We start from the raw sequence: 26,037 nt of genomic DNA on the forward strand, positions 1-26,037 counted from the left end.
TGTTACATTATCGAGACTAGTAAGCTCTTAATATCGAATTATGGTAAAGTTAAGAAGGCAAAAAAGAGTGATTATAGATATTCACAAAACTCTTTATGCGAATGAAGAAAACAATTAATACTAGGGTTGTTTCGGTAGTCTAGGAGGATCAAAAATGAATAACCGTTTTAAACATCTGTCCAAACTAACGGGCAATACAACTAGAGGATTTAATAAAATAGCCATCTCAGCAATTGCATTTACAACATTAACATTTGGGATTGGAGTTCATACGCTTGCTAACAACGCCTTTAAAACAGTTTACTACGTATACATAGACGATCAGTTTATTGGTACAGTTTCTGATAAAGAAGTTGTTGATAATGTAGTAGACTCTAAGGTTGAAAAGACCAAAAATGATTTGAATAGTCAATTGGATCTTGCGGTTGGACCAAATCTCACCTATATTCCTGAGCAAGTATTTGAAGTTGTTTCCAATACGGAAGATGGCAAGGTAGCCGAGAAGCTAGAAGAACTTTTATCGATTGAAGCAGTTGCTGCAGAGATTCTAATTGATGAAAAGGTGCCTGTCTATGTGAAGGATGAAAAAGCTGCAAATGAAGTGATTGAAGCGTTGAAGCTCAAATATGTGACAGAAGATGAGTTAAAGCAAATAGAAGCGCAACAAGCTTTAGATAATAAAGAGTCATTACCTCCGCTTAAGGAAGGGGAAACTCGAATATTAGACGTTCTATTTTCCAAAGAAGTTTCTCTCTCTGAAGGTCAAACATCTCCGAAGCAAATATTAACTGTAGAGGATGCAGTTGACTATATTACGAAAGGGACACTTGAGGAGAAGAAATACAAGGTACAAGAAGGGGATGTTCTTGGTCAAATTGCAAACAACCATGACATGACTCTGGAGCAGTTGTTAACATTGAATCCAAGCTTAAAGGAAGATTCTTTGTTGAAAATTGGGCAAGAATTGAATGTGACCTTTTTACAGCCATTGGTTGAAGTGGTTGTAGAAAAAGAAGTATTCCAAAAAGAAAGCATCCCTTATAAAAACGAAGTTGAGGAAGACTCATCCATGTATAAGGGAGATACAAAGGTGAAACAAGAGGGCGAAGAAGGCTCGAAAGAAGTAACCTATAAGGTTTCTGAACAAAATGGAGTAGAAATTGAAAAAGAAGTTTTAGAAGAAACCATTTTGCAAGAACCAACATCCCAGATAGTTATTAAAGGAACAAAGGTTATTCCTTCAAGGGGAGATGGTTCATTTGCTTGGCCTGCCGTTGGAGGATATATATCAAGTAAACAAGGACAAAGATGGGGAAAGCTCCATAAAGGAATTGACATTGCAAGACCGAGTGACCGGACGATAAAGGCTTCTGATAATGGAATTGTGAAATCAGCTGGCTGGTCTGGAGGATATGGAAATAAAGTTGTCATTAACCATCAAAACGGTTATGAAACGGTGTACGCGCATCTTTCTTCCATTGATGTGGAGGTTGGGCAAACGGTAAGTAAAGGCATGAAAATAGGGGTTATGGGTTCAACTGGAAATTCAACAGGAGTCCATTTACATTTTGAAATATACAAGAACGGAAACCTGGAAAACCCGCTAAATTATCTAAAATAACACTTGTAAAACGAGTCTCTAGAATTACTAGGGACTCGTTCTTTTCATAGGAAGGGATTCTCCTATACAAATAGGTGAATTCCCATTAATAAAATGATAAAGTAAAATGAAAGAACATATTTTGTCAAATTTGCAATGAAATACTTAGGTTAGAATAAAATTAATTCGATCTGATTCTTAAAGGAGAAAAAGAGATGGATAAAAAAATATTAGTTGTCGATGATGAAAAACCAATTGCTGATATTCTTCAATTTAATTTGAAGAAGGAAGGATATGATGTGTATTGTGCCTATGATGGCAATAAAGCATTAGAAATGGTCGAAGAAATAAAGCCTGACCTTATCTTGTTAGATATTATGCTTCCACAAAGAGATGGGATGGAAGTATGTCGTGAGGTTCGCAAAAAGTACGAAATGCCGATTATTATGTTAACCGCAAAGGATTCAGAAATTGATAAGGTGTTAGGCTTAGAGCTTGGTGCCGATGATTATGTGACGAAGCCATTTAGTTCGAGAGAGCTAATTGCACGGGTAAAAGCAAATCTAAGAAGACATCAGCATACATCTGCACAGGCAGAGGTAGACGATTCGAATGAAATTTCGGTGGGTTCATTAATTATCCACCCAGATGCTTATATTGTTTCAAAGCGTGGAGAGAAAATTGAATTAACACATCGAGAATTTGAGTTACTCCACTATTTAGCGAAGCATATTGGACAAGTTATGACGAGAGAACACCTTCTCCAAACGGTATGGGGCTATGATTATTATGGAGATGTTAGAACGGTTGATGTAACGATTCGACGTCTTCGTGAAAAGATTGAAGATAATCCTAGTCATCCTACTTGGATTGTCACAAGAAGAGGGGTAGGGTACTACTTAAGAAATCCTGAACAGGAGTAACCGAAAATCATGAAAAAGGTTGGATTTTTCCGTTCGATTCATTTGAAGCTTGTGCTGATCTATGTTTTATTAATTTTAATTGCGATGCAAATTATCGGTGCCTATTTTGTTCGTCAATTAGAGGCAACATTGCTAAAAAACTTTGAAACCTCTATTCATGAACGAGTGGAACTGTTGTCTTATTATATGGGCGAGGAAATGTCGAAAGAAAGAAATCCTGATTCAGATGGTCCTACATTAGAAGAGGATGTACGCAATATTTTGCGAGATTTCAACAATACAGCTGATATTTCTGAGGTTCAGGTCATTGAGGGAACCTCTCTTAAGATCATTGGAACATCAGATCCTTATAATCAAGGGATTGTCGGGCAACGATCAACGGATCAAATGATTTGGCGAGTGATTGCTACATCTGATGATGATGGAGATCATCAGACGATGCTCGATCGGCCAACGAGCAATCGAATATGGAAATTAGTTGCCCCTATTAAAGTTGATGATGAAGTGATAGGGGCTATTCATCTCGTTGCCAATGTCGAGAATGTGTATTCACAAATGAATACAATTAATAGTATTTTTGCCTCTGGTACAGCGATATCACTGGCGATTACGGCGATCCTAGTTATTTTATTAGCACGTACCATTACGAGACCCATTACAGATATGAGAAAACAAGCGATTGCTATGTCGAAAGGAAACTTCTCGCGAAAAGTTAAAGTATATGGCTACGATGAAATTGGCGAGTTGGCTATGACTTTTAACAACCTCACGAAAAAGTTGCAAGAGGCCCAAGCGACAACTGAAGGAGAAAGAAGAAAACTTTCCTCTGTACTGTCATATATGACAGATGGGGTAATTGCAACCGATCGTAAGGGACGCGTCATTCTCATTAATGAGCCTGCAGCAAAAATGCTGAATGTTTCACGTGAAACAATTTTATCCACTTCGATTATTTCCCTTTTAGGAATCGAGGAGGATTATACATTAGAGGATTTAATGATGGAAAGGGAATCGGTCATTTTAAATTATAGTACGGCGAAAAAAGCCTATATTCTCCGTGCAAACTTTAGCGTCATTCAAAAGGAAACGGGCTTTGTCAATGGCCTTATCGCTGTCCTCCATGACATCACCGAGCAAGAGAAGATTGATATGGATAGGCGAGAGTTTGTGGCCAATGTTTCTCATGAATTAAGAACACCATTAACAACGATGAGAAGTTACTTAGAAGCATTAGCGGAGGGTGCTTGGAAGGATGAGGACATTGCACCTCAATTCTTAGAAGTAACCCAAAATGAGACAGAAAGAATGATCCGCTTAGTCAATGCTCTTTTACAGTTATCAAAAATGGACAGCAAGGATTATGAATTAACAACAGAATGGGTCAATTTCGTCGATTTTTATAATCGAATCATTGATCGATTTGAGCTTACGAAAGAACATAATGTTAGTTTTGAAAGAAAGTTGCTCGAACAACCAACCTTTGTGGAAATCGACCCAGATAAGCTCACCCAAGTGCTGGATAATATTATTTCAAATGCGATGAAGTATTCACCAGAGGGTGGAAAAATCATGTTTAAAATGGAAGAAGAACTTGATCAAATTGTCATTAGTGTTACCGACCAAGGGGTTGGGATACCAAAGGATAATCTAGAAAAGATCTTTGAACGTTTTTACCGAGTCGATAAGGCAAGGACAAGAAAGCTTGGTGGAACTGGTCTAGGACTTGCGATCGCAAAAGAAATGGTAGAGGCCCATGGTGGGAAGATTTGGGCTACAAGTGTGGAAGGAAAGGGAACTACGGTTTCTTTTAGTCTGCCATATGTTCAAACGGAAGAGGATGATTGGGCATGACATATGAAAATATAAAATCGATCATCTTAACCGTTCTTGTGTTGCTAAGTGTATTTTTGACATGGAGTATTTGGACGTATCAACCAAACTATGAATCACTAGAAAATAAAATTACACCGGGTGTTCAAATTAGTGCGCCAAAGGAAATTAGGCAAATCATCAAGCCTGATCGCATACTTTATCATGTAAATGATGAACACTATGGGACGGTTTATCCTGGTGAAATTGATCGGATTTTAAAAGAAGTCAGCAGTTGGAACTACCGTCAATTTGAACTAGTATCAAGCCAAGTAGGGGATTTATCTGATTTCCTATCCGAAAGTGGACATGCACAAATTTCGTTTCCAAGTTCCGTACCAATGGAGATATATAAGAATTTTGTAGGATTACAAGAGGAAGATATGATTGGGATTCATTTTGATCAGATTGTTATTGAATTGAAGAATGTGATGAAGGAAAGTGGGTATGTATATTTTGTCGATATGGAGGATGAGAAAGTATACCGTTCTCGTGTAACAGCGTCATTTATAACGAATTTTGCTGAGGATTTTCACCAGAAAGCGGACACGAATCGCTACTTTGTGAAATACTCTTTGGAGACGCTAGGAAATAATAAAAAGCTATTGGTTCCATCTGAAGGTACGACCATGTATGCTCATAATTATTTGATTGACTTTATTCAAGGAACTGAATTCAGAGATGCCCTTTTCAGAAGTCCGAGCTTTGTTCAACGAAATGCAACAGGCTATGGGGAAGAGTATAAGGATTCAACGACTCTATTAAGTGTCAATTTCGAGACGAACACATTGTTATATGTGAATCCAACTCAAGAAAAAGATATAACAGTGGGGGCAGGGAATCTATTACAAAAGAGTATTGATTTCGTCAATGGCCATGGAGGCTGGACGGATAATTACTATTTTGTCGAAATTGATCAACTAGAACAAACCGTTTTATTCCGTATGTATGATTCCTCTGGATATCCGATATTTAATAATAATGGCATGTCAGAAATTCTCCAAATATGGGGACAAACAGGGATTTACCAATACTCACGGAACAATTTTCTACTTAGTAGACGAGCTGAATCAACAGAGATCGAGCTTATGTCTGGTGTCGATACGCTAGAGCGACTTAAGGAAAGGGAAGAGATCGATCCGGAGTTTATTCAGGACTTAGTTCTGGGTTATGAGATGACTAGAACCCCAGGGGACCCGCTGATTCATTTAGAGCCGACTTGGTATTATAAATATCAGGATCAATGGTTGAATGTGAATGCTGGCAGTGAGGGAGGTAAAGAGTATGGATTGGAGTAAACTTAAAACCATCTTTATCGTATCCTTCCTTGTCCTTAATATTTATTTGCTCAATGAATTTTATAAAAAGTATGAGTCGAGTCAATACCCCTATTTATCCGAAACATCTTTTGAAAATAAGTTGAAAACAGAGGAAATTGAGTATATCGAGCTACCAAAGAACATTAAAAAGGATCGATATATTAGTGCTACACCGAGAAAGTTTTCGAAAGATAAGTTAGTGGAATTAACGGATACGGTTTTACAAGGACAGAAAATCACGATCAAGAATGAAACGACGATTGAATCAGAGTTTGACGAACCGATTCCGATTAAAGAGGAATTTACTTCAGAGGAGTTAGTTCCGATTCTAAAAAATCACGTCTTTCAGGGAGAGCGATATCGATTTTGGAAAATGAACCCGCTTGAACAAACGATTACCTATTATCAGCAGCAACAAGAAAAGATGTTGTATCGCAATATTAATGGAGAATTGACGATTTTCTTTAACGACAATTATGAGATTATTGGATATAGACAAACCCTACTTGAAAATTTCGAGGAATTTTCAGAGGACGAAAACATTCTACAGCCAATGAAGGCTATAGAGTTCTTATATGACAACGGGGAGTTACCTTTTGGGAGCAAAATAACGAAAGTGGAGCTTGGGTATTATACTTTGGTACATTTAACATCATCACAAGTATTAACTCCAGTCTGGCGATTTGTCATTAATGGTGAAGAGGATCTCTTTGTCAATGCCTTTGAAGGGCAAATTATACAGCTAAACAATGAAGACAAAAAGATAGTGGAGTGAGGAGAAATGGGGATGCGTTTTAGTGTACTTGCCAGTGGGAGTACAGGAAATGCGGTTTATGTAGAGACAGAGGAGCATTCCTTTTTAGTAGATGCAGGATTAAGTGGTAAGCAAATGGAAGCCTTGTTCGAACAAATTGGCCGAGATGCGGGCAAGCTTTCTGGCTTGCTCGTAACCCACGAACATAGTGATCATATTAAGGGAGTGGGAGTATTAGCGAGGAAATATAAGCTTCCCATTTATGCAAATGAAAAAACCTGGTCTGCGATGGATGGTCTAATTGGTGAGATTCCGACTGAGCAAAAGTTTACTTTTGACATGGAAACGGTAAAAAGTTTTGGCTCTCTAGACATTGAGTCTTTTGGTGTATCCCATGATGCCGCCGAACCCATGTTTTACATTTTCCATCATGAAGGGAAAAAGCTTGTCCTTGTCACCGACACAGGTTATGTAAGCGACCGAATGAAGGGGATTATTTCAAATGCGGATATGTTTGTATTTGAGAGCAATCATGACGTGCAGATGCTACGAATGGGGCGCTACCCGTGGAATATTAAACGCCGTATTTTAAGTGATGTTGGCCATGTATCCAATGAGGATGCAGCGATTGCGATGAGTGATGTTATTGGTGATCAAACGAAGAGAATTTATTTAGCCCATTTAAGTTTGGATAACAACATGAAGGACTTAGCAAAAATGTCTGTCACGCAAACGCTACAGAGCCAAGGAATTATCGTCGGAGAGCAGGTTGACCTGTTTGATACAGATCCGAAAGTACCAACAGCATTAACGGCTATATAAAAAGTGTGGAGATGAACTCTCCACACTTTTTTGATCACGAGGCTTTATTAATCATAATTAAGGCTAAAGTATGAGCAAACTCATAAGAATGAGGAATTTTAATACTTATCATTAGTTTTTTCATCTTGTAAGATTATAATTAGGTATATATAGGAAGAATAACTTTTAGCGATCGTTCTTATGAAAGGAATGGTGAAGAATATGGGTTATTACGACCAGGATTATGAAAGTCGTTATAAAAGACAGAAAGGAAACAAAGGGGGATACTTTTTAGCAAGTCTATTGGGTGTTGTTCTTGGCGGGTTAATCGTCATTTTAGCCTTTCCCAAACTGGTAGATTATCATATTCTCCCTTATGATGTGTCACCGTCTCAGCAAGCTGGTGGTGAGAACGAAAGTGCGGTTGAAACACAGAATGTTGCTGTGAGCGTGGAGACCGATATTACAAAAGCGGTTGATAAGGCAGCAGATGCGGTAGTGGGAATATCAAACATTCAGCAAACAAACTTTTGGCAGGGCAATGCATCTGGTCAGGAAGCAGGTACAGGCTCAGGAGTGATTTATAAAAAGGAAGATGGAAAGGCCTTTGTGGTGACAAATCATCATGTTATTGAAGGGGCAAATTCCTTGGAAATTTCCTTGAATGATGGAACGAAAATACCTGCTACGCTTCGAGGAAGCGATGTATGGACCGATTTAGCGGTACTAGAGGTAGATGGAAGCGAAATAGAAACAATTGCTGAATTTGGCGATTCAGATGCCTTACGGACAGGGGAGCCGGTCATTGCGATTGGGAACCCGTTAGGTGCGATGTTTTCAGGGTCAGTCACTCAAGGGATTATTTCAGGCCTAGAAAGAGCGATTCCCGTTGATATTAATCAAGACGGGGTAGTCGATTGGCAAGCAGAAGTATTACAAACCGATGCGGCCATTAATCCAGGAAATAGTGGTGGTGCCCTTATTAATATTGCTGGCCAAGTAATTGGCATTAATTCCATGAAAATTGCTGAAAGTGCGGTGGAAGGGATTGGGCTCGCGATTCCAATCAACTATGCGATTCCGATCATTGATGATTTAGAGAAGCATGGCCAGGTCAATCGACCTTACATGGGAATTGAGCTTCAATCAGTGAATGAAATACCGTCTTATTATCAAAGAGAAGCATTAAAGCTGCCAAGCGATGTTACGATGGGAGTAGCAGTCATGCGGGTTGAGCCGAATTCTCCAGCTGCTCAAGCCGGATTGGCCGAGCTTGATGTTATCGTGGAAATGGATGGAGAAGAGATTGAAGATACGATTGATTTAAGGAAGCATCTATATACAAATAAGAACGTAGGCGACACTTTAGAAATTAAATTTTATCGCGAAGGCAAGCTTCAAGAAACGACTATGAAGCTTGCAGGAAGCACATTATAATCATGAATATTGGTTACGATAAAAGCAGGGATTCCTGCTTTTTTTCGTGGTTTAAAAAAGGAATCGTCAATGGAATGAGGGGAGAGAAAATTGAAACCGTGCTAGAATTGTAAATGTCCAATTTAGGATCTTTACAAAAAAACATGAAAGAAGGAAAAACAGCGAGTGAAATAAATGTTAAAATAATTGTGGATAATTTAGGGGGATAATAATTTATCCACAATTTAAAATATTATTTTTATTAGAATGGAGAATATAGACGATGATATATTGCTGCGAAGAACACGTAGAAATCGCGATAGATACGATTGTAGACGACTTTGAGACGTTTCCATTATTAAATAAAATTGAGGATGAAAAGTTATCAACAGCCTGTGAATATTGTCAAAAACCAGCTGTATATATGGTGGCGAACGAGTGATCTCATACAATATGTGGATAGAAAATGTGGATATGTGGATAAGTAATGTGGATATCTTGTTCGTAAAGTGAGGATTAGCTGTGAATATCTCAATTATTACTGTAGGAAAATTAAAAGAAAAATATTTAAAGCAAGGAATTGACGAATATTTAAAAAGATTGTCAAGTTATGCAAAGGTTGAAGTTATCGAAGTTGCAGATGAAAAAGCACCAGAAGAATTAAGCACAACCGAGATGATACAAGTTAAGAATAAAGAAGGGGACAGAATTTTAGCAAAAATCCACCCTGATACATACGTTATCGCATTGGCGATAGAAGGAAAACAGAAATCCTCTGAAGAACTTGCTGACACGTTAGATAAATTAGCGACATACGGAAAAAGTAAAATCGCTTTTGTCATTGGCGGTTCACTCGGACTAAGCCAGGAAGTACTTCAACGAGCAGACGAGAAACTATCATTCTCAAAAATGACCTTTCCCCATCAATTGATGCGGTTGATTTTGGTCGAACAGGTGTATCGGGCTTATCGGATTAATCGGGGGGAACCGTACCATAAATAGAGGCAAACCTTTTGTTTATTGTACGTTCAGCAATGGTTAATAAATAAAATGGCTCAGTTTACCATACTGAGCCATTTCTTCTTATATCTACTTTCAATAGCTTCTCTACTAGCGATAGTACAACATGTTTCTTAAAGGCATTTTATATTGGGTAAAAAATTGTCATACTTAAACGAGTTAATGTTACTCCACAATTATAATATGTGTGAGGCCTATCCGCTTCATATCTTATAGAATCCCCACTTTTCAGCTTGTATTGGCATTCATTCACCGTAATAGTGACTTCCCCATCAAGAACAGTAACAAATTTTCTGTAACCTTTCTAGGGAATCTGAACTTAAAATCCCCTCTTTATTAATTTCAATAGAGTAAACTTCAAAACGTCTCTCCTCCTCAAAGGGAGGAGGGGGAACACTCTATATCTCCCATTGTCTTCAGATAAAATTTCTTAAAACAACTTTGGCATCAGGTTCTGGGGTATTAATTAGAAAGTAAAGGAGACCTTTAATCCATTAGCAATTTTCCAAATAGTAGTAAGTGTCGGACTGGATTCTCCTCTTTCAATTTGTCCTTTCATAGTTTTACTGCCTAAATTCACTTTTCAATACAATTCTAAAGGATTGATATTCCTTTATCGAAGCATTCTGCTTAATATTACCTTAACATAATCTTTATTAATACGAATATTTATACAATTATACTAAGGGCATTCTCTTTAAAAGATTTAATCTATCTTTCAAAAATGATATATTAATTGCAAAAGATCTAGGAGGTGTCGATGGTGAAATGGGAACAATTACGTAAACAATATCCGGAGCAATGGGTCCTTGTCGAAGCAATTTCTGCCTACTCAAAAAATACGCTATCTTGAAGAATTATCATTCATATCTAACTTCCCCGATTCAACTCTTGCATGGAAGGAATACAAGAAACTACATTTAGCCGAACCAACTCGTAAATACTACATTTTTCATACTGATCATAAAACAATTGAAGTTAAGGAACAAAAATTTATTGGAGTTAGGAGACAACTTGGAGTAGTTTAGAAAGATCAGGAATTCTTTAGAATCATAATGTGACAATACTTCCTATTATTGAGATTTATTTTTAGACAACATTTTCATTTGAGATAACATGATTCTATCAAACATTTTATAAGGAAGCTTTCGTGCCAATACAACAATTAATTTTTCAGAGAAACGTAATTGATATCGTGTTTTTGGCTTGCGATCTGTTACACTTTTATAAATTAACTTGGCTATATCTTCGGATGTTGCAAATCCTGTTTCTTCAATGGAAGCAAATTGTTCCACAAGAGAACGATATGGAGAATCCATGGAAGTAGCAGCAAGCATATGCTCATTAGTAACTTTTTGCCATTCCGTAGCAGTTCCGCCTGGTTCAATAATAATTACATCAACTCCAAATGGTTTCATCTCTAATCGAAGTGTGTCGCTGATTGCTTCTAATGCATGTTTTGAAGCATAGTACCATCCCCCAAGAGGAGTATAAATCTGTCCACCGATCGATGAAATATTAACAATCTTTCCACTTCGTTGTTCCCTCATTGTAGGTAGAACAAGCTGAGTCAAATTTACAGCGCCAAATACGTTTACATCAAATTGTCGTTTTGCTTCTTCAGGTGAAACATCTTCAAGTGCACCAAAAGAACCATAACCAGCCGAATTAATAAGGATATCAATTCTTTTTTCTTTTTGAAGGATTTCATTAACAAAAGATTGGATAGATTCTGTATTAGTAACATCTAAATAGCGTGTATTTATTCCGAGTTGTTGCAAATGCTCCATTTTCTCAATCCGACGAGCCCCAGCATAGACAATATAACCCTTCTCATAGAATAGTTTTGCGGCTGCTTCTCCCATTCCAGCGGATGCTCCAGTTATTAAAACCACACGATTAGTTATTTTCTGATTAGGCATAATAATTTCTCCTCACTAGTATTTTATTAATAAATGATTGTTCATTCTTTTTAGGTACGAAAATAATGCAATTAAAGGAAAAATCTAGGCTTTAATTGCATCCCAACTCATCTCGATCGTTTGAATAATTTCTTTTTCGCTTATTTTTGTTTGAGCATAGTAGTGCTGCTCAAACAGGTGATTTAATGGTCCAAAAGTAAGAGCAATAATGAGTTCTTTTGAAACATTCTTAATAATTTGCTTTTCTACCCCTTCTTCATATAATTGATACAGGTATACAGCTTTTTTCATCCCTTCTTCAAAGGCTTCCTTCGAAATCAATGAGGGATTAGAATTGATGTATTTCATAAAGACACTTTCTTTTGGGTAAGCCATAATGGCATGAACATAATTCTTTAAAATGGTTTCTAATTGAAGTTTAAAAGGTTGTTCGGGATTTACGTTTTTAAATAAATTTGAATCAATGATCTCTTTGACCTTTAAATAAAGGGAACTGAACATATCCTCCTTATCTTTATAATAAATGTAAACCGTTGCGGGTGAAACATTAGCTCTTTTGGCAATTTTTGCAATACTTAAATTTTGATAACCCATCTCCATTCCTAAGTCAAAAATTGCATTATGAATGGAAATAATTTTATTCTCATCTTTTGTCCTCATACGCCTATAATAAATGAACGTTCATTTTAAGTCAAGAGCTATGCTATTTAATAACTTAATCATCTAGATGTACTTACATAATTTAGTTTTGTGTTGTTTCTGCATATTATAAACAACCTTATCTTAATCCATCACGTAGAATCGAATTATAAAGTAAGTACAAAGTCTTCAATAGAAGTCTCAAAGAGTAGTTCAATATCAATAGCATGTCTATTACAATTTATTTATGAGTAAATATTCTTAACTGCGTTTTAGTGTAGAATGTGGTTTAATGATATATTCTTAGTAAGTTGAAATGAATAACGTGCAAAATAAATGGTAGATGGTGACTTTAATGATAATGGACTCTAGAAATGCATATATATATAATTCACACCAAAGATGTCTTAATAGAAACATGAATCCTCATGTTTTTTCGGCTCCTAAGGATAAATTGTCAGAAAGAGAGTTAGAACAAAAGAAAAGCAAGCTCGCTGATACTATCTCTGTAGCAAGAACATTTATGACGAAGTTAATAGCTGAATTAGATGGGACAGCTGTTTTAATCGTTATTACTGATCATCAAGGATACATGATAGAGATGTACGGAGATGAAATGATGAAGGGGCAAATTGAATCTTTAGGTTTATCTATCGGAATCAGATTAAAGGAAGAGGAGGCGGGAACGAATAGTATTGAAATGGTATTAAAAATGGGACAATCTGCTCAACTTATTGGGCCAGACCATTTTTTTCATTGTTTACATGAAAGTGCTTGTTTCTCTGTACCGTTTTATTCCTCAGGTAAGATAAGCGGGACCATTTCGGTGATGATGGCTGCTCATCATGCATCTTCTTTCCATGTAGGTTTACTCCAGTCTGCTGTAGATTCGATCGAACGAGAGGTTAAAGTAAAGAAGCAGAATAAGAAACTATTAGTCTTAAATCAAGTGCTTATGGAAAACAGTCGAAACGGGGTCGTTTTGACCAATGAGGACGGAAAAATTGTTGAAATAAATCCTTTTGCTGAGAACGTTTTAGCTTGTAAAAAAGAAGATATTTGTAATCGCCAAATTACAGAAGTAGCTGTTATCGGAGAGTACATGGGAGATGTGTTGAGAGGTCGTAAAAAGTACGAAGATGTAGAAATATCGATAGCCAATAAAACGTATTTATTTGACGCATTTCCAATCTATGATGAATCCAATCAAATAAACGGAGCATTTGGCCAGTTTAGAGATATTACAGAAAGACTTGTTTTAGAAAGACAACTGATGCTAAGTGAGAAATTGTCAGCAATAGGGAAAATAAGTGCCGGACTTGCTCATGAGATTCGAAATCCGCTAACGTCCATCATCGGTTTATTAGTGGTCCTTAAAGAAAGTTTAAGAACAGATAACGATAAGCAAAAAGAATATTTTAGAATCATGTTTAGTGAATTAGAGAGAATAAAAAATCTTGTACAGCAATTTGTGATGATGGCAAAACCCGATCAAAAAGAAATCTCGAAATCTAGTGTCAGCATACATGCACTTATCGAAGATATTTTGACGTTAATGGAAAATGATTTTAGAAATAAAAACATAAAGATTCATTATCAAGCTTTTTATAAAGATCAAATTCAAATAGATAGGGATAAAATGAAGCAAGTCCTTCTAAATATTCTACAAAACGCCTATGATGCAATTGAGTTTGAGGGGAATATATCAATTGATATCCATCAGAGTCAACTAGATAATGGGATTGAAATTCGGATCAGAGATGATGGATTTGGAATGGATCAAGATACGTTAGAAAAACTATCTACTCCTTTTCATTCAACGAAAAAAAACGGATTAGGTCTAGGATTATCAATGAGCTATCATATTATTGAGTTGCATAAAGGAAGAATCAAAGTTGAAAGTGAACAAGGAAAAGGGACCATTTTTACCATATGGTTGCCACAGTCTTAATAATTCAATAAACATGACTATTAAATTCTTCGTGCCTCATTGAATTTCAATGAGGTTTTTACTTTCAAAATCTCATTTAGATAAGTTACAGTTAGCCGAATCATAAGTAAGTGGTATTAATAATGGTACAATGAGTTAGTATAAATATAAAAAGAGGAAGTGTGCTTCAATGATTAACATAACGATTCCAAAAGCGGATGTTACCATTACAAAAAAGGATAACCCGGAGTTAAGTAATATTTACGGATTTACAGATTTCCACCTTATCACAAGGGATAAGGGCGGTATCTTTATGTTTTATAACAATAATGATGAGCTACTGTTTGTAGGAAAAGCAAGGAAGTTAAGACAACGAATTAAAAAACATTTTGAAGATACGGTATCTCCAATGAAAATGCACAGAGACGAAGTGACGAAAATAGCTGTTTGTATCGTTGATGACCCTGTACATAGAGAAATTTATGAAACCTATGTCATTAACAAATTGAAAGCTAAGTATAATATAGATAAAGTATTTTTTCGTTAATGCCTGATTAACGATAAAGATATAAAGAATTTTCAATTGTAAAATGGAACCTCAAATAAACCTATTAAGGTGAACCGTACCATAATTAGATGCTTTTTTTTCAAAAGTAGGGAATTGAAACAAGCCTGTAGATTCATCTACAGGCTTGTTTGTCCATTGTTTAATAAATTTGAGATCACGAGATTTGTTAAGTTAGGTACGATTTCTAATGAGTACGTCATTTCCATTCTTTCAAGTTTCTTGTGTGCATCCAAGCCATATGGACCGATGTTAATAACTGGTACATTGATATCCCGGATATCTTGAAAGTCAACATAGTGTTTTGTGGCCCAGCCTGGGTTGTTTTTCGAAACGGCATTTATTCCGTCTTCATCATCACTTAGAGCCATAAAACTCATATCAGAGATATATGGGAAAAAGTTCCGTGTAACAATCGGATGTTGATAGTTCGGCTGTATTTTTGCGACTGCCTCATCAAGAGCGTTAATTAAGAGGAGTTCATCAACTGTTTTCCCTGTCATTTCAATTCTTGGTGAGTATAGAGAAGAGTAGAACAGAATAATAGCTGGATTTTTATCCTTCATCCATTTCCAAGCTTCTTCCACAATTCTTGCCGCAAACATGCGTGTATCCAATTCAGTGTTTTTCAAGAGGTTTTGTTTAAATTGATTCATATGTGTAATGAATAAATCGCCATTTTCCTCAATCAATAATTGTTCCATTTCTTCGTACGTAAATACTCTTGGTTTCCAAGGGTGTTGGACATACGATTCGCCACTAATTTCACAGTATTTGTGATACCTTTCTTCAAAGGAAGCAAGTGCATGGGCAAAAGCAATATGGGCTTGTTCCTTTAGCTTGGTTAGTACATCTCTTGGAGACCAGGAGTGAATAAAGAAATTATAGTAAACATATGCAGACAAAGCTGTTTGAACAGTATAAGACGGTTTTAAATCCGTTTGTTTTAATGACACGGGCGGGACAGTGGTTTCTCCGAAAGCTTCGTTGCAAAGCTCTGGATTATAGTTTATTTGCCTTGTCAATTCGGCAGCAATAAAGTTTGGATCCAACCCTTCAAATGCTGAGCCAACATGCGTTTCTGCTCCGGTTATAAAGAATGATGGTAGCAGCTTTCCAACGGTTCCTTTATAGATATAGCGATTTTCATCGCCATCATAGCGAGGGGAAACAAAATCAGAATTGATAGCTGCTATATATTCAAAACTATGTTCCTGTTTCCAATTTTTCAATGTTTTTAAAGCGGAAAGAACCCCTTGTGATCCATCTTCTTCATCACATTCACCTAAGAACAAAATATTGCCTTCAAGTTCCTCTAAATGCTCAGAATAATATTTTAAGAGATAAAGATGGCTGGCAACCCCGCTTTTCATATCAAGGACGCCACGACCAAATAACCAATCGCCTGAATCCAACTGTTCTTTAGCTGATTGGGGGAGGTTTTCTTTTTTTAATGCTTCCATCAGTTCATCGGGAGAACAAGCATATTCTTTTAATTGATTGAAGTCATCAATTCCAACCGTGTCTAAATGTCCCATTAAAATAACCGTGCGGTTGCTATTTCCCTTTTTTCCCTTAACAAATGCCATCACATTATAACGTTCCAGATCGTCACTGACGGTCTGCTCTAAAGCTACATGGTTAGGATTCTCTAAGAAATATGGGAAAGAAGAAATGATTTGAAATAATGACTCGGCGATGGCCTTTTCACCATCGGTGTTTACGATACTTTCAATGTTTACAAGCTGTTTCGTAAAAGATAGGATATCGTCACGACATTGCAACATATAAATGCTCCTTTTATAGTAATTCGTTATTTTAACAAAATGTACATCACGAAATAAATCCCGTCAAGCCAAATTTATAAGCCAAAAAACTATTAAAAAAATTATCGTTGCAATTAGAAAATTATTTTTCTATAATGAAAATTAATTAAAAATTAATATTAAATCCTCATCTTTAGCATTAGATGGGGTAGAGGTCGCGATTTATAAAAGTATCCTATTCGAGATTCAGTGAAATCTATGAAAATAGGAAAAAGGATAAATCGCCGAAGTTTCAAAAAATCACTGTTTTTGAATCTGGGGCTGTCTCCGAATAGGGGCAGAACTGTCACAATTCCTTTGGATTGTGGAGAACTATCGTTATTAATGCTAATCGATGAGGGTGTAAATGGCACCGTCATATATATTGACGGTGTTTTTTTTTGAAAATAAAGGGGGAAAAACAATGAAAAAGTTAGTCATATTGATAGTGGCATTAATGTTAATGATCTTGTCTGCCTGTGGTACAGAGAATAGTAATGGGGAAGAAACAGCAGCAAAATCAGAAGGCGCAAAAATGGAATTAGTAAAAGAAGGTGCTCTGACATTCTCGATGACAGGGCAATATCCGCCATTAAACTTTTCGAAGGATGGCAAATTAACTGGATTCGATGTTGAAATTGGAACAGAAATTGCTAAGAGAATTGGACTTGAAGCGAACCCTGTTACAAACCCGTGGGAAACCATTATCCAAGGGTTAAAGGCAAAGAAATATGACGCGATAATCGGAAGTATGACAGCCACGCCAGAGCGTGATAAGCAAGTTGATTTCACGAACCCATACTATCTCTCAGGGGCACAAATTTTTGTAGCTGAGGGCAACACGGATATTAAGTCAAAGGAAGATTTAAAGGGGAAAACCATTGGTGTTATCCAGGCCAGCACATGGAAGGATATGGCGGAAGAATTATCCGATAAGGTTAAAGGCTATCCCGTAGACGTAAATGCACTTCAAGACTTGGCACTTGGACGGGTGGATGCGGTCATTACAGACAAAATTGTCGGTGTAAATGCTATGAACGAAAAGCAATTGAAAATTAAGCCAATTGGTGAATTGTTGAACGAAGACCGAGTTAGTGTAGCTGTCGCTGAAGGCAACAACGAGCTTGCTGATGCCATTAATGAGGCCATCCAATCCATGGTAGACGATGGCACGTACGAGGAAATTAGTATGAAATGGTTTAATACGAACATCATGGAAAAGTAAGATTTTAAAAACAGAAAAGTGGGGATGTCAAAGTGAAATTTTACCCTTCTGCCTGCTAAAATTCAGCTGTAATGTTGTTTTTAGGACAGGGGTCAGTCTTATTTGAGACATCCTCACTATTTAGAGAAGGAGGCAAGGCATCGTGGTTTTTTTGGAAAATATTCTAGGTATCTTTAATGAGCATGGGCTATCCTTTTTAAAAGCTTCTTGGATAACCATCTCGATTACGGCTCTCTCTCTACTCATTGCGATGATCATTGGTATTATTTTTGCAGGTTTCAAAATTTCCTCTAGCAAAATCCTTCATCGTATTGCCGACATTTATATTGGCGTCATTCGCGGCACACCTCTCATTGTTCAAATCATGTTCCTATATTATGGACTAGCAAACATTGTGAATTTAGATAGCTTTACCGCGGGAGCACTGGCATTGGGGATTCATACGGGTGCCTATATTGCCGAGATTTTTAGAGGAGCTGTTCAATCAATTGACCGTGGACAAATGGAGGCGGCGAGGTCACTGGGAATGTCCTATTCTCTTGCCATGCGGAGAGTTATTTTTCCACAGGCTTTCAAGAGAGCCATTCCTCCCCTTGTCAATCAGTTTATTATTGGCCTAAAAGATTCTTCCCTTGTTGCTTATATTGCTGTAACAGACCTTTATAACACAGCTCTTTCCGTACAGGGAGAAAACTATATGCCGTTTGAAACGTATTTTGTGGTAGGAATCTATTATTTAGTTATTGTCCTTATTTTTACGGCCATCGCCAACCGCATTGAGAAGAAAATGGATGTCAGCAAACCTAAGGAGGTACGTTTGGCATGATTGAAATTCATAATCTTTCAAAATCCTTTGGTAATCTCGAAGTATTGAAGAATATTGATTTATCGATAAGCGAAAAAGAAGTAGTTGTTTTGATCGGGGCGAGCGGCTCAGGAAAAAGTACCTTGCTTCGTTGCCTTAACTTTTTGGAGGTAGCAGAGAACGGTGAAATTGTTATCGATTCGGAAAAAATAAATCCCACTAAGACGAATTTGAATAAAATAAGAGAAAAAGTCGGGATGGTTTTTCAGCATTTCAACCTTTTTCCGCATAAAACGGTAATGGAGAACATTATCGAGGCTCCTATGTTTGTAAGAAAAGAAACGAAAGAGTCAGCAAGGGAAAAGGCAATCAAGCTTCTAAAAAAGGTAGGGTTGGAGGATAAAGCGAATTATTATCCAGAACAGTTGTCAGGGGGGCAAAAGCAGCGGGTGGCAATTGCGAGAGCACTGGCCATGGAACCAAAAGTAATGCTTTTTGATGAGCCGACTTCGGCCCTGGATCCTGAACTAGTTGGAGAAGTGCTTCAAGTTATGAAGGACCTCGCCCGTGAAGGGATGACCATGGTCATCGTAACGCATGAAATGGGATTTGCAAAAGAAGTCGCGGATCGAGTGATCATGCTTGCAGACGGATATATTATCGAAGAAGGACATCCTAGTGATATCTTTGCCCAACCAAAACACGAACGAACACAAAGGTTTTTGAAACAAATATTATGAACCACATAGAATAATTTCTCATTGAAAATATCTTTAATAAAGGAGCATGTACAAAATGGTATTAATACATTTAGACATACTCCTTTCAAATTTATACAGAAGTTTATATTCACTCATCCTCTTCTTGATACAATCTCTTTACGTATTCTTGAAATCTTTTTGCAGCCGGACTTAAATATTTCTCCTTGTTCCAAGCTAAACCAATCTTTCTCTCAAAAACAGGTTCGCGAATGGACAATTGTTTTATATTTCCGATGCGTAATCCTTCTATTTTTGGAAGTAGAGAGATGCCAAGATTAGCAGAGACAAACCCTAGAACTGTAACCGCTTCATCTCCTTCGAAAGTGATGGATGGTTGGAGACCAGCGGCGCTAAATATTTGATCAAAAACGGTCCTTATACTATATCCTTGTTTTAATGTAACAAACTTGTATTCTGCCAGCTCGTGAATGGATACATTTTTCCGATTCGCTAAGGGGTGGTCATTTGAGACAAAAGCAAAGATCTTTTCGTTCCACAAATGTACCCATTCAATTCCACGTCTTTGTCGAGTGATGGCAGAAAAGCAAAAGTCTATCTCACCTTTTTCTAGCTGATCGAGTATTTCGTTCGGAGAGTTTTGATACATCTCAAAATGTACGTAAGGGTATTCTTTTAAAAAATGATGAATAAGCTTTGGCATAGAAGATGCCCCGAGCGATTGCAGAAAAGCTATTGATATCCTTCCATGATCGGGGTCAACCAAATCTTGAAGCTCTTGCTTTGCCAATGAAATCTCTTTAAGTACTCCACATGTCCTTTTATAAAACATTTTTCCATAACGGGTAAGGATCACTTGACGCCCAAGTCGTTCAAATAGAGGAACACCAAGATCGCTTTCTAGATTTGAAATTGAACGGCTGAGGGTTGGTTGAGCAATTGAAAGTATTTCTGCTGCACGGGTAAAATGTTGAGTTTCCGCCACAATTTTAAAGTATTCGAGTTGCTGCCACTCCATAAGTCACCTCTATTAATAGTAAATTTAATTCCAATCCATTACTTAATACTATCAGATTTATAATAATAATGTATTAGACGTCATCGTTTATTAGTGTTTTAATGAAAACGAATAGATATATCTTCCAATAAGTTAGCGATTTAGAAAGCGATTATAGGAGAGGATTAACATGCATGCAATCGAAAAGCTTTTAGCAAAAAAATCCGGAAAAACATCTGTGTCAACAGGTGAAATTGTCAATTGTGAGGTTGATCTTGCTGGGATTAATGATCTTTATCTGCAGACCATTCGCTCTTTCTATGAAATGGGTGGAGAAAAAGTCTATGACCCTAGTAAAGTCATCATGTTTCTAGATCATTATGCTCCTGCTTCGACGATTACACAAGCCGATAATCAAAAGCAATTTCGGGAATTTTGTTGGGATCAGGGCATTGATTTATTGATGGATACTAATCAGGGTGTATGTCATCAAGTCATGGCTGACCGAGGACTCTCCCATCCTGGTGAAATTGTCGTTGTTACCGATTCACATACAACAACCCACGGTGCTTTTGGGGCATTTGGTACAGGTGTAGGGGCAACCGATTTGGCTACGATTTTAATTACGGGCAAACTTTGGTTCCGTGTACCTGAAATTGTTCGCATTAATCTCACTGGTACAATTCCAGAGGGTGTCTTTGCAAAGGATATCATCTTACATGTTATCGGCCAAGTAGGTGCCGATTACGCAGTTTACAAAGGTGTAGAATTTACAGGGCCTGTCATTTCACAACTCTCCATTTCAGAGCGAATGGCATTATGTAATATGAGTACGGAAATGGGAGCTAAAACCAGCTACATTCAACCAGATGAGGTAACCTTTGAGTATTTAAAAGCTAAAGTAACACGGCCTTATGAGATTTTTACAACTGATCAGGATTTTCAGTATGCGGATGAACTTACTTTTGATGTTTCAAATTTAAGACCGCAATTAGCAGCTCCATATAGCGTAGATAATGTTGCGGACATTAGAGAATTTATTGGTAGACCGGTCGATCAAGCTTATTTAGGATCCTGTACAGGCGGTCGTGTCGAGGATTTGGCTGCAGCCGCAAAAGTTTTAGCAGGAAAGAAAATTAATAGTCGTACACGATTTGTTGTCGTTCCAGCATCTCAAGAAGTGTTCTTGGAGGCAATGGGCCAAGGTCATATACAAACACTTTTACAGGCAGGCGCAACATTTGTTACCCCTGGTTGTGCAGCTTGTTTAGGTACTCACCAAGGCATGCTTGCTGAAGGTGAGACATGTATTAGCTCGACAAATCGGAATTTTCCAGGAAGGATGGGTCATACAAAAGCAAATATTTTTCTAGGTTCACCAGCTGCTGTAGCTGCCGCTGCACTCGAAGGAAAAATTGTTGACCCTACGCAGTATTTAAAATAAGTTGACAAAGGAGATCCTTAGAATGGAAAAACAATTACAAGGAAAAGCTTTTGTTTTCGGTAAAAACATTGATACGGATCAAATATATCCAGGTCGTTTTGTTGAGCTGACAAATGTCGAAGATGTTGCCAAACATGCTATGGAGGGAGCAGATCCTAACTTTGTTAAACAATTCAAAAAAGGCGACATCATTGTTGCCTCAACTAATTTTGGATGTGGTTCAAGTAGGGAGCATGCTGCGATTACGCTAAAAGCAGTCGGTGTTGGAGCTATTTTAGCTGAATCATTTGGAAGGATATTTTATCGAAATGCGATTAATCTAGGAGTACCTGTACTCGTTTGTCCAGGGATTAGTACGGCCGTTACGCCAGGAGATGAATTAACGATTGATATCCAGACAGGGATGATCGTCAATGAAACAAAAGGTTCTGTTATACAGGCTCAGCCGATATCGGAGTATATTATGAATATACTTGCAAGTGGTGGAATTAAAGCAATGATCAAAAACCAACTTCAAAAATCGGTGTAATCAATTCAAAATTAGAGTCTGTTAATAAGGAAGCCACCTTCTTTTTACTAGTAGATTACTAGTTGCATACGTTTAATAATATTTACAGAATATGAAGGAGCTTGAATATGTCTTTAAAAAGAAAAAAGATTTCAATCATTGGAAGTGGTTATACAGGTGCCACAGTTGCATTATTATTAGCACAAAAAGAATTAGGCGATATTGTGTTAGTTGACACACCTAATAATGAAAATGCAACGAAAGGAAAAGCACTTGATATGCTTCAAGCCAGTCCTGTCCAAGGCTTTGATGTCAATATTACCGGAACCTCGAATTATGGGGAAACCGTTGATTCTGATATTGTCATTATTACAGCAGGAATGGCACGAAAACCTGGTATGAGTCGTGATGATCTCGTTCAAACCAATCAAAAGATAATGGCTAGCATTACAAATGAGATTGTAAAATACTCTCCTAACTGCATCATTATAGTCTTAACAAATCCTGTTGATGCAATGGCATTTACCGTTTATAAGGAGTCTGGTTTCCCAAGAAACCGTGTGATCGGACAATCTGGGGTACTTGATACAGCGCGTTTTCAGACTTTCATTGCACAAGAATTAAATATCTCAGTGAAAGATGTTAAAGGATTTGTTCTCGGTGGACATGGGGACACGATGGTACCATTAGTTAGGTATTCTTATGCAGGTGGAATTCCATTGTCTACATTGCTATCAAAGGATCGGCTTGAAGCCATTGTAGAACGGACCCGTAAAGGGGGAGGAGAAATTGTCGAACTGCTTGGAAACGGTAGTGCCTACTTTGCTCCAGCAGCCTCTCTAGCTGAAATGACAGAAGCTATATTAAAAGATCAGCGTAGAATATTACCAGCGGTTACTTATCTTGATGGTGAATACGGCTATCATAATATTTATCTGGGAGTTCCTACTGTTTTAGGTGGAAATGGTATTGAAAAGATTATTGAACTGCGTTTAACAGATGAGGAGAAAACAGCTCTTGATTGCTCGGCAGAATCCGTAAAAAATGTGATAAATGTGTTGGCGTATTAATATATAGAAAAAGCTTTAAATTAAAAGTAAGAGGTCGTCATGATTTGACGGCCTCTTTTTGTGTGCCCAATAAGCCAATATTCAATAGAGATTTTACAATAACTCAACATTAAATTAACAAAAACGAGATAATATTCTGAATATTTTAATGATAAACTGATCTAGGTTGTCAAAAATTGTTGCATCTAGATGGCTGGTGTAAAAATTTGTGACTTTGGGAATGGGATGGAAAACAAGGAGGAGATTAGATGAAGAGTAGTGGGAAATTAAGCTTGCTCAGTAAGGTTTTTTTAGCCGGTACAATTCTAGTTTCAGGTATTCCAATGTATGTGAATCATGCAGCAGCAGAAGTGGGATATCAAAATTCGCTGGAAGTTAAAAAAATTGCTGGATATAAAATGGGTGAAGCGAATGCAGATGGTGGCGTTGCTGAAATTGTTAAATACAATTCGGATAACGAGAAATTCTACGTTATTAATGGTCAGGAACAAACACTTGATATCGTAAGTCTAAAAGATTTGACATCCTCAGATACAGTACAACAGCTTCAAAAAGAAAAATCCATTAATATTGCAGAATCGATTAAAGATGCTGAGTTTACATACGGAGATTTAACAAGCATTGATATAAATACGTCACACAATATGATCGCTGTAGCTGTTCAGGAGAAGGATTATACCAAGCCTGGAAAAATTGTCGTGATCGATTATGATGGGGAAATTCAAGCTGAATACGAAGCGGGTGTTCAGCCTGATATGGTTAAAATAGCAGCTGATGGAAAGTATATACTTTCTGCTGACGAAGCAGAACCTCGTCTTGGTCTAGGCCATGTTGATCCAGAAGGTTCTATTACGATTGTTGATGTGGCTTCTGGAGAGAGTAAACTAGTGAAATTCGATGATGTAAATGTCATTGCGGACGATGTTCATATTCGTAATAATGGAGCAAAAGAGGATGCCGTTAAGGATTTTGAACCTGAATACATTGCCATTTCAAAAGATGGTAAAAAGGCATATGTAACTCTACAAGAGAATAATGCCATTGCTACGATTGATATTGAAAAAGGGAAAGTTTTATCAGTAAAGTCTCTTGGATATAAAGATCATTCGATGCCAGGTAATGAAATTGATGCTGCAAGAAACGGGAAAATAGAATTTGAAAGACTTCCAATTTTAGGCTCATATATGCCAGATGCGGTTGCCTCTGTCAATATTGGTGGCGTTGAATATTTAGTTACGGGTAACGAGGGAGATGCAACAGAGTGGGGCGAAGATGATTCCGAATTTATCAATATAGCGGACTTTAAAGATATCAAAGATACCATCACACTTACTAAGTCTTTTCAAGGGATGTCAACTGAAGAAGCGCAAGAAGCGTTTGACAGGATGAAAAGTTCTAAGGATTATGACAAACTTGAAGTCTTAACCGATCGCGGAACAGATGCCATTTATACATTGGGTGGCCGTTCTTTCTCCATTTGGAAGGCTGATACAATGGAACTTGTTTATGACAGTGGAAGTGATTTCGAAAAAATCACAGCTGAACGACTTCCAGATTATTTTAACTGGTCAAATGATGATGATGAAATGGACAAGCGTAGTGCGAAAAAAGGTCCAGAACCTGAAGATGTAAAAGTCGGTGTGATTGGTGATCAAGTTTATGCATTTGTCGGTCTTGAGAGAATCGGTGGGGTTATGACCTATAATATTTCTAATCCCGAAAATGCTCAGTTCGCAAACTATCTTAACACTAGAGATTTCTCTGCAAAAATAGCAGGAGATGTAGCGCCAGAAGGTCTTGAATTTGTTCCACAAGATCTAAGTCCAACAGGTCGTCCACTTGTGATTGTTGGAAATGAGGTAAGTGGAACGGTTTCTGTGAATGAATATCAAGTACCTATTCAACCAACACCACCTGAAGATCCGAACAGTGCTTATGAAGAGTTAGATAAGAGTTTAATGAACGAGGACGGGAACATCGTTTTCAATTTCTCAACAAATTCGCAGCTAAGCTTAACATTAACGACAGATAAGGTAGCGGACATATTAAGCACAAATCCAAATGCAAAAGTTAAAATCATGATAGATGCAGTTGAAGTTGAAATACCGTTAATTTTATTGAAAGATTTGAATCAAAGGGTAACCATTAATATACTACCAATGTCATATGAAGGTGCTGTTGGTCCCGTATATGACTTCACGATTCAAGCGGAAGATGGAACATTGATTGATAAATTCGAAGACAGTAAAATCATTCTTCAGTTTAAAGTCGATCCAAAAGAGATAAAGAACTGGGAGGATGTAGTTGTTTACTATATTGATGAAAATGGAAAAAAAGCAGAGAAAATAATGCCAACAAGCTATGATTCTACTAACGGAAACGTATGGGTAGAAGTAAGTCATTTTAGTACATTTGGAGTATTTGAAGAAACTGCTTCGGAGAATGATGAACCCAATCCAGAAGAAGAACCATCAAACAATAATGGGTCTAATACAGATGAAGATCCATCAGACAATAAAGATTCTAACACAAATGGAAAGCAATCAGAGAAAAATAATTCAGGACATAAACTACCGGATACAGCGACAAATCACTTTAATCTCATGGCAATTGGCTTAATTCTTGTCGTTTTAGGTGGGATTGGGGTAGTCATAAGAAAGAGAAGAACCATGCAAGATTAAACTCTTCGGTCAACTGAAGATCCCT

Annotated in this window: 22 protein-coding genes, 1 pseudogene and 1 riboswitch; of the genes and pseudogenes, 18 read left to right on the forward strand and 5 right to left on the reverse strand. The window is 37.2% G+C overall.

Going from position 1 to position 26,037, the window contains the following annotated elements:
• The first annotated feature begins 154 nt into the window (after positions 1–154).
• The 9 genes from AA0X71_RS00560 to rlmH all read left to right on the forward strand — a co-directional run bounded on the left by AA0X71_RS00560 (position 155) and on the right by rlmH (position 9,684).
• On the forward strand, positions 155–1,621 hold the full coding sequence (locus tag AA0X71_RS00560) for a peptidoglycan DD-metalloendopeptidase family protein (RefSeq protein WP_413358036.1): 1,467 nt from the start codon (positions 155–157) through the stop codon (positions 1,619–1,621).
• Positions 1,622–1,815: 194 nt separating this feature from the next.
• The gene (gene yycF / locus AA0X71_RS00565) at positions 1,816–2,523 is read left to right on the forward strand and encodes a response regulator YycF (RefSeq protein ID WP_413358038.1); all 708 of its coding nucleotides are present in this window, start codon (positions 1,816–1,818) and stop codon (positions 2,521–2,523) included.
• Positions 2,524–2,532: 9 nt separating this feature from the next.
• Entirely contained in the window at positions 2,533–4,374 is a 1,842-nt protein-coding gene (gene walK / locus AA0X71_RS00570; RefSeq protein ID WP_413358040.1) for a cell wall metabolism sensor histidine kinase WalK, read from the forward strand.
• A complete protein-coding gene (locus AA0X71_RS00575; protein WP_413358042.1) occupies positions 4,371–5,690 on the forward strand; it encodes a YycH family regulatory protein in 1,320 nt (439 codons plus the stop codon). Before walK ends, AA0X71_RS00575 begins: the two co-directional genes overlap by 4 nt.
• On the forward strand, positions 5,677–6,486 hold the full coding sequence (locus AA0X71_RS00580) for a two-component system regulatory protein YycI (RefSeq protein ID WP_413358044.1): 810 nt from the start codon (positions 5,677–5,679) through the stop codon (positions 6,484–6,486). Before AA0X71_RS00575 ends, AA0X71_RS00580 begins: the two co-directional genes overlap by 14 nt.
• A 6-nt stretch (positions 6,487–6,492) precedes the next feature.
• The gene (locus AA0X71_RS00585; RefSeq protein WP_413358046.1) at positions 6,493–7,287 is read left to right on the forward strand and encodes an MBL fold metallo-hydrolase; all 795 of its coding nucleotides are present in this window, start codon (positions 6,493–6,495) and stop codon (positions 7,285–7,287) included.
• Positions 7,288–7,488: 201 nt separating this feature from the next.
• Positions 7,489–8,703, forward strand: a complete 1,215-nt coding sequence (locus AA0X71_RS00590) for a S1C family serine protease (protein ID WP_413358048.1) — start codon at positions 7,489–7,491, stop codon at positions 8,701–8,703.
• Positions 8,704–8,965: 262 nt separating this feature from the next.
• Entirely contained in the window at positions 8,966–9,124 is a 159-nt protein-coding gene (locus tag AA0X71_RS00595) for a CxxH/CxxC protein (protein WP_413358050.1), read from the forward strand.
• Positions 9,125–9,204: 80 nt separating this feature from the next.
• On the forward strand, positions 9,205–9,684 hold the full coding sequence (rlmH, locus tag AA0X71_RS00600; RefSeq protein ID WP_413358052.1) for a 23S rRNA (pseudouridine(1915)-N(3))-methyltransferase RlmH: 480 nt from the start codon (positions 9,205–9,207) through the stop codon (positions 9,682–9,684).
• 142 nt (positions 9,685–9,826) lie between these two features.
• On the opposite strand, the pseudogene AA0X71_RS00605 reads toward rlmH, so the two are convergent.
• The 3 genes and pseudogenes from AA0X71_RS00605 to AA0X71_RS00615 form a co-directional block, all read right to left on the reverse strand.
• Positions 9,827–10,270: pseudogene (locus AA0X71_RS00605) on the reverse strand (helix-turn-helix domain-containing protein); the annotation flags it as partial.
• Positions 10,271–10,775: 505 nt separating this feature from the next.
• A complete protein-coding gene (locus tag AA0X71_RS00610; RefSeq protein WP_413358054.1) occupies positions 10,776–11,624 on the reverse strand; it encodes an oxidoreductase in 849 nt (282 codons plus the stop codon).
• 84 nt (positions 11,625–11,708) lie between these two features.
• Positions 11,709–12,284: a TetR/AcrR family transcriptional regulator gene (locus tag AA0X71_RS00615; RefSeq protein WP_413358056.1), complete on the reverse strand. Its 576-nt coding sequence runs from the start codon at positions 12,282–12,284 to the stop codon at positions 11,709–11,711.
• A 433-nt stretch (positions 12,285–12,717) separates the two neighbouring features.
• Here AA0X71_RS00615 and AA0X71_RS00620 point away from each other — a divergent pair, with 433 nt between their 5' ends.
• Both AA0X71_RS00620 and AA0X71_RS00625 read left to right on the forward strand, forming a co-directional pair.
• On the forward strand, positions 12,718–14,214 hold the full coding sequence (locus tag AA0X71_RS00620; RefSeq protein ID WP_413358058.1) for an ATP-binding protein: 1,497 nt from the start codon (positions 12,718–12,720) through the stop codon (positions 14,212–14,214).
• Between the two features lie 169 nt (positions 14,215–14,383).
• Positions 14,384–14,740, forward strand: coding sequence for a nucleotide excision repair endonuclease (locus AA0X71_RS00625; protein ID WP_413358060.1), 357 nt, complete (start codon positions 14,384–14,386; stop codon positions 14,738–14,740).
• Positions 14,741–14,877: 137 nt separating this feature from the next.
• Here the strand turns inward: AA0X71_RS00625 and AA0X71_RS00630 are convergent, their stop codons facing one another.
• Positions 14,878–16,545, reverse strand: coding sequence for a M20/M25/M40 family metallo-hydrolase (locus tag AA0X71_RS00630; protein ID WP_413358062.1), 1,668 nt, complete (start codon positions 16,543–16,545; stop codon positions 14,878–14,880).
• Positions 16,546–16,725: 180 nt separating this feature from the next.
• A riboswitch (Lysine riboswitch) is annotated at positions 16,726–16,907 on the forward strand.
• Positions 16,908–16,987: 80 nt separating this feature from the next.
• Here AA0X71_RS00630 and AA0X71_RS00635 point away from each other — a divergent pair.
• From AA0X71_RS00635 to AA0X71_RS00645, 3 genes are all read left to right on the forward strand, one after another.
• On the forward strand, positions 16,988–17,788 hold the full coding sequence (locus tag AA0X71_RS00635; RefSeq protein WP_413358064.1) for an ABC transporter substrate-binding protein: 801 nt from the start codon (positions 16,988–16,990) through the stop codon (positions 17,786–17,788).
• Between the two features lie 142 nt (positions 17,789–17,930).
• Complete coding sequence (locus AA0X71_RS00640) at positions 17,931–18,614, forward strand: amino acid ABC transporter permease (RefSeq protein ID WP_413358066.1); 684 nt, start codon at positions 17,931–17,933, stop codon at positions 18,612–18,614.
• A complete protein-coding gene (locus tag AA0X71_RS00645; protein WP_413358068.1) occupies positions 18,611–19,333 on the forward strand; it encodes an amino acid ABC transporter ATP-binding protein in 723 nt (240 codons plus the stop codon). Before AA0X71_RS00640 ends, AA0X71_RS00645 begins: the two co-directional genes overlap by 4 nt.
• 109 nt (positions 19,334–19,442) lie before the next feature.
• Here AA0X71_RS00645 and AA0X71_RS00650 read toward each other — a convergent pair whose 3' ends face one another.
• Positions 19,443–20,330, reverse strand: coding sequence for a LysR family transcriptional regulator (locus tag AA0X71_RS00650; RefSeq protein WP_413358070.1), 888 nt, complete (start codon positions 20,328–20,330; stop codon positions 19,443–19,445).
• A gap of 169 nt (positions 20,331–20,499) precedes the next feature.
• On the opposite strand from AA0X71_RS00650, the gene AA0X71_RS00655 reads away from it, so the two are divergent.
• The 4 genes from AA0X71_RS00655 (at position 20,500) to AA0X71_RS00670 (ending at position 26,012) form a co-directional block, all read left to right on the forward strand.
• Positions 20,500–21,753: a 3-isopropylmalate dehydratase large subunit gene (locus AA0X71_RS00655; RefSeq protein WP_413358072.1), complete on the forward strand. Its 1,254-nt coding sequence runs from the start codon at positions 20,500–20,502 to the stop codon at positions 21,751–21,753.
• A gap of 22 nt (positions 21,754–21,775) precedes the next feature.
• Positions 21,776–22,282, forward strand: coding sequence for a 3-isopropylmalate dehydratase small subunit (locus tag AA0X71_RS00660; RefSeq protein ID WP_413358074.1), 507 nt, complete (start codon positions 21,776–21,778; stop codon positions 22,280–22,282).
• A 107-nt stretch (positions 22,283–22,389) separates the two neighbouring features.
• Positions 22,390–23,331, forward strand: coding sequence for a malate dehydrogenase (gene mdh, locus AA0X71_RS00665; RefSeq protein ID WP_413358076.1), 942 nt, complete (start codon positions 22,390–22,392; stop codon positions 23,329–23,331).
• A gap of 248 nt (positions 23,332–23,579) precedes the next feature.
• The gene (locus tag AA0X71_RS00670; protein WP_413358078.1) at positions 23,580–26,012 is read left to right on the forward strand and encodes a choice-of-anchor I family protein; all 2,433 of its coding nucleotides are present in this window, start codon (positions 23,580–23,582) and stop codon (positions 26,010–26,012) included.
• Positions 26,013–26,037 lie beyond the last annotated feature (25 nt).

The sequence above is a fragment of the Robertmurraya phoenicis genome (assembly GCF_047302285.1).
Taxonomy (GTDB): domain Bacteria; phylum Bacillota; class Bacilli; order Bacillales; family Cytobacillaceae; genus Robertmurraya.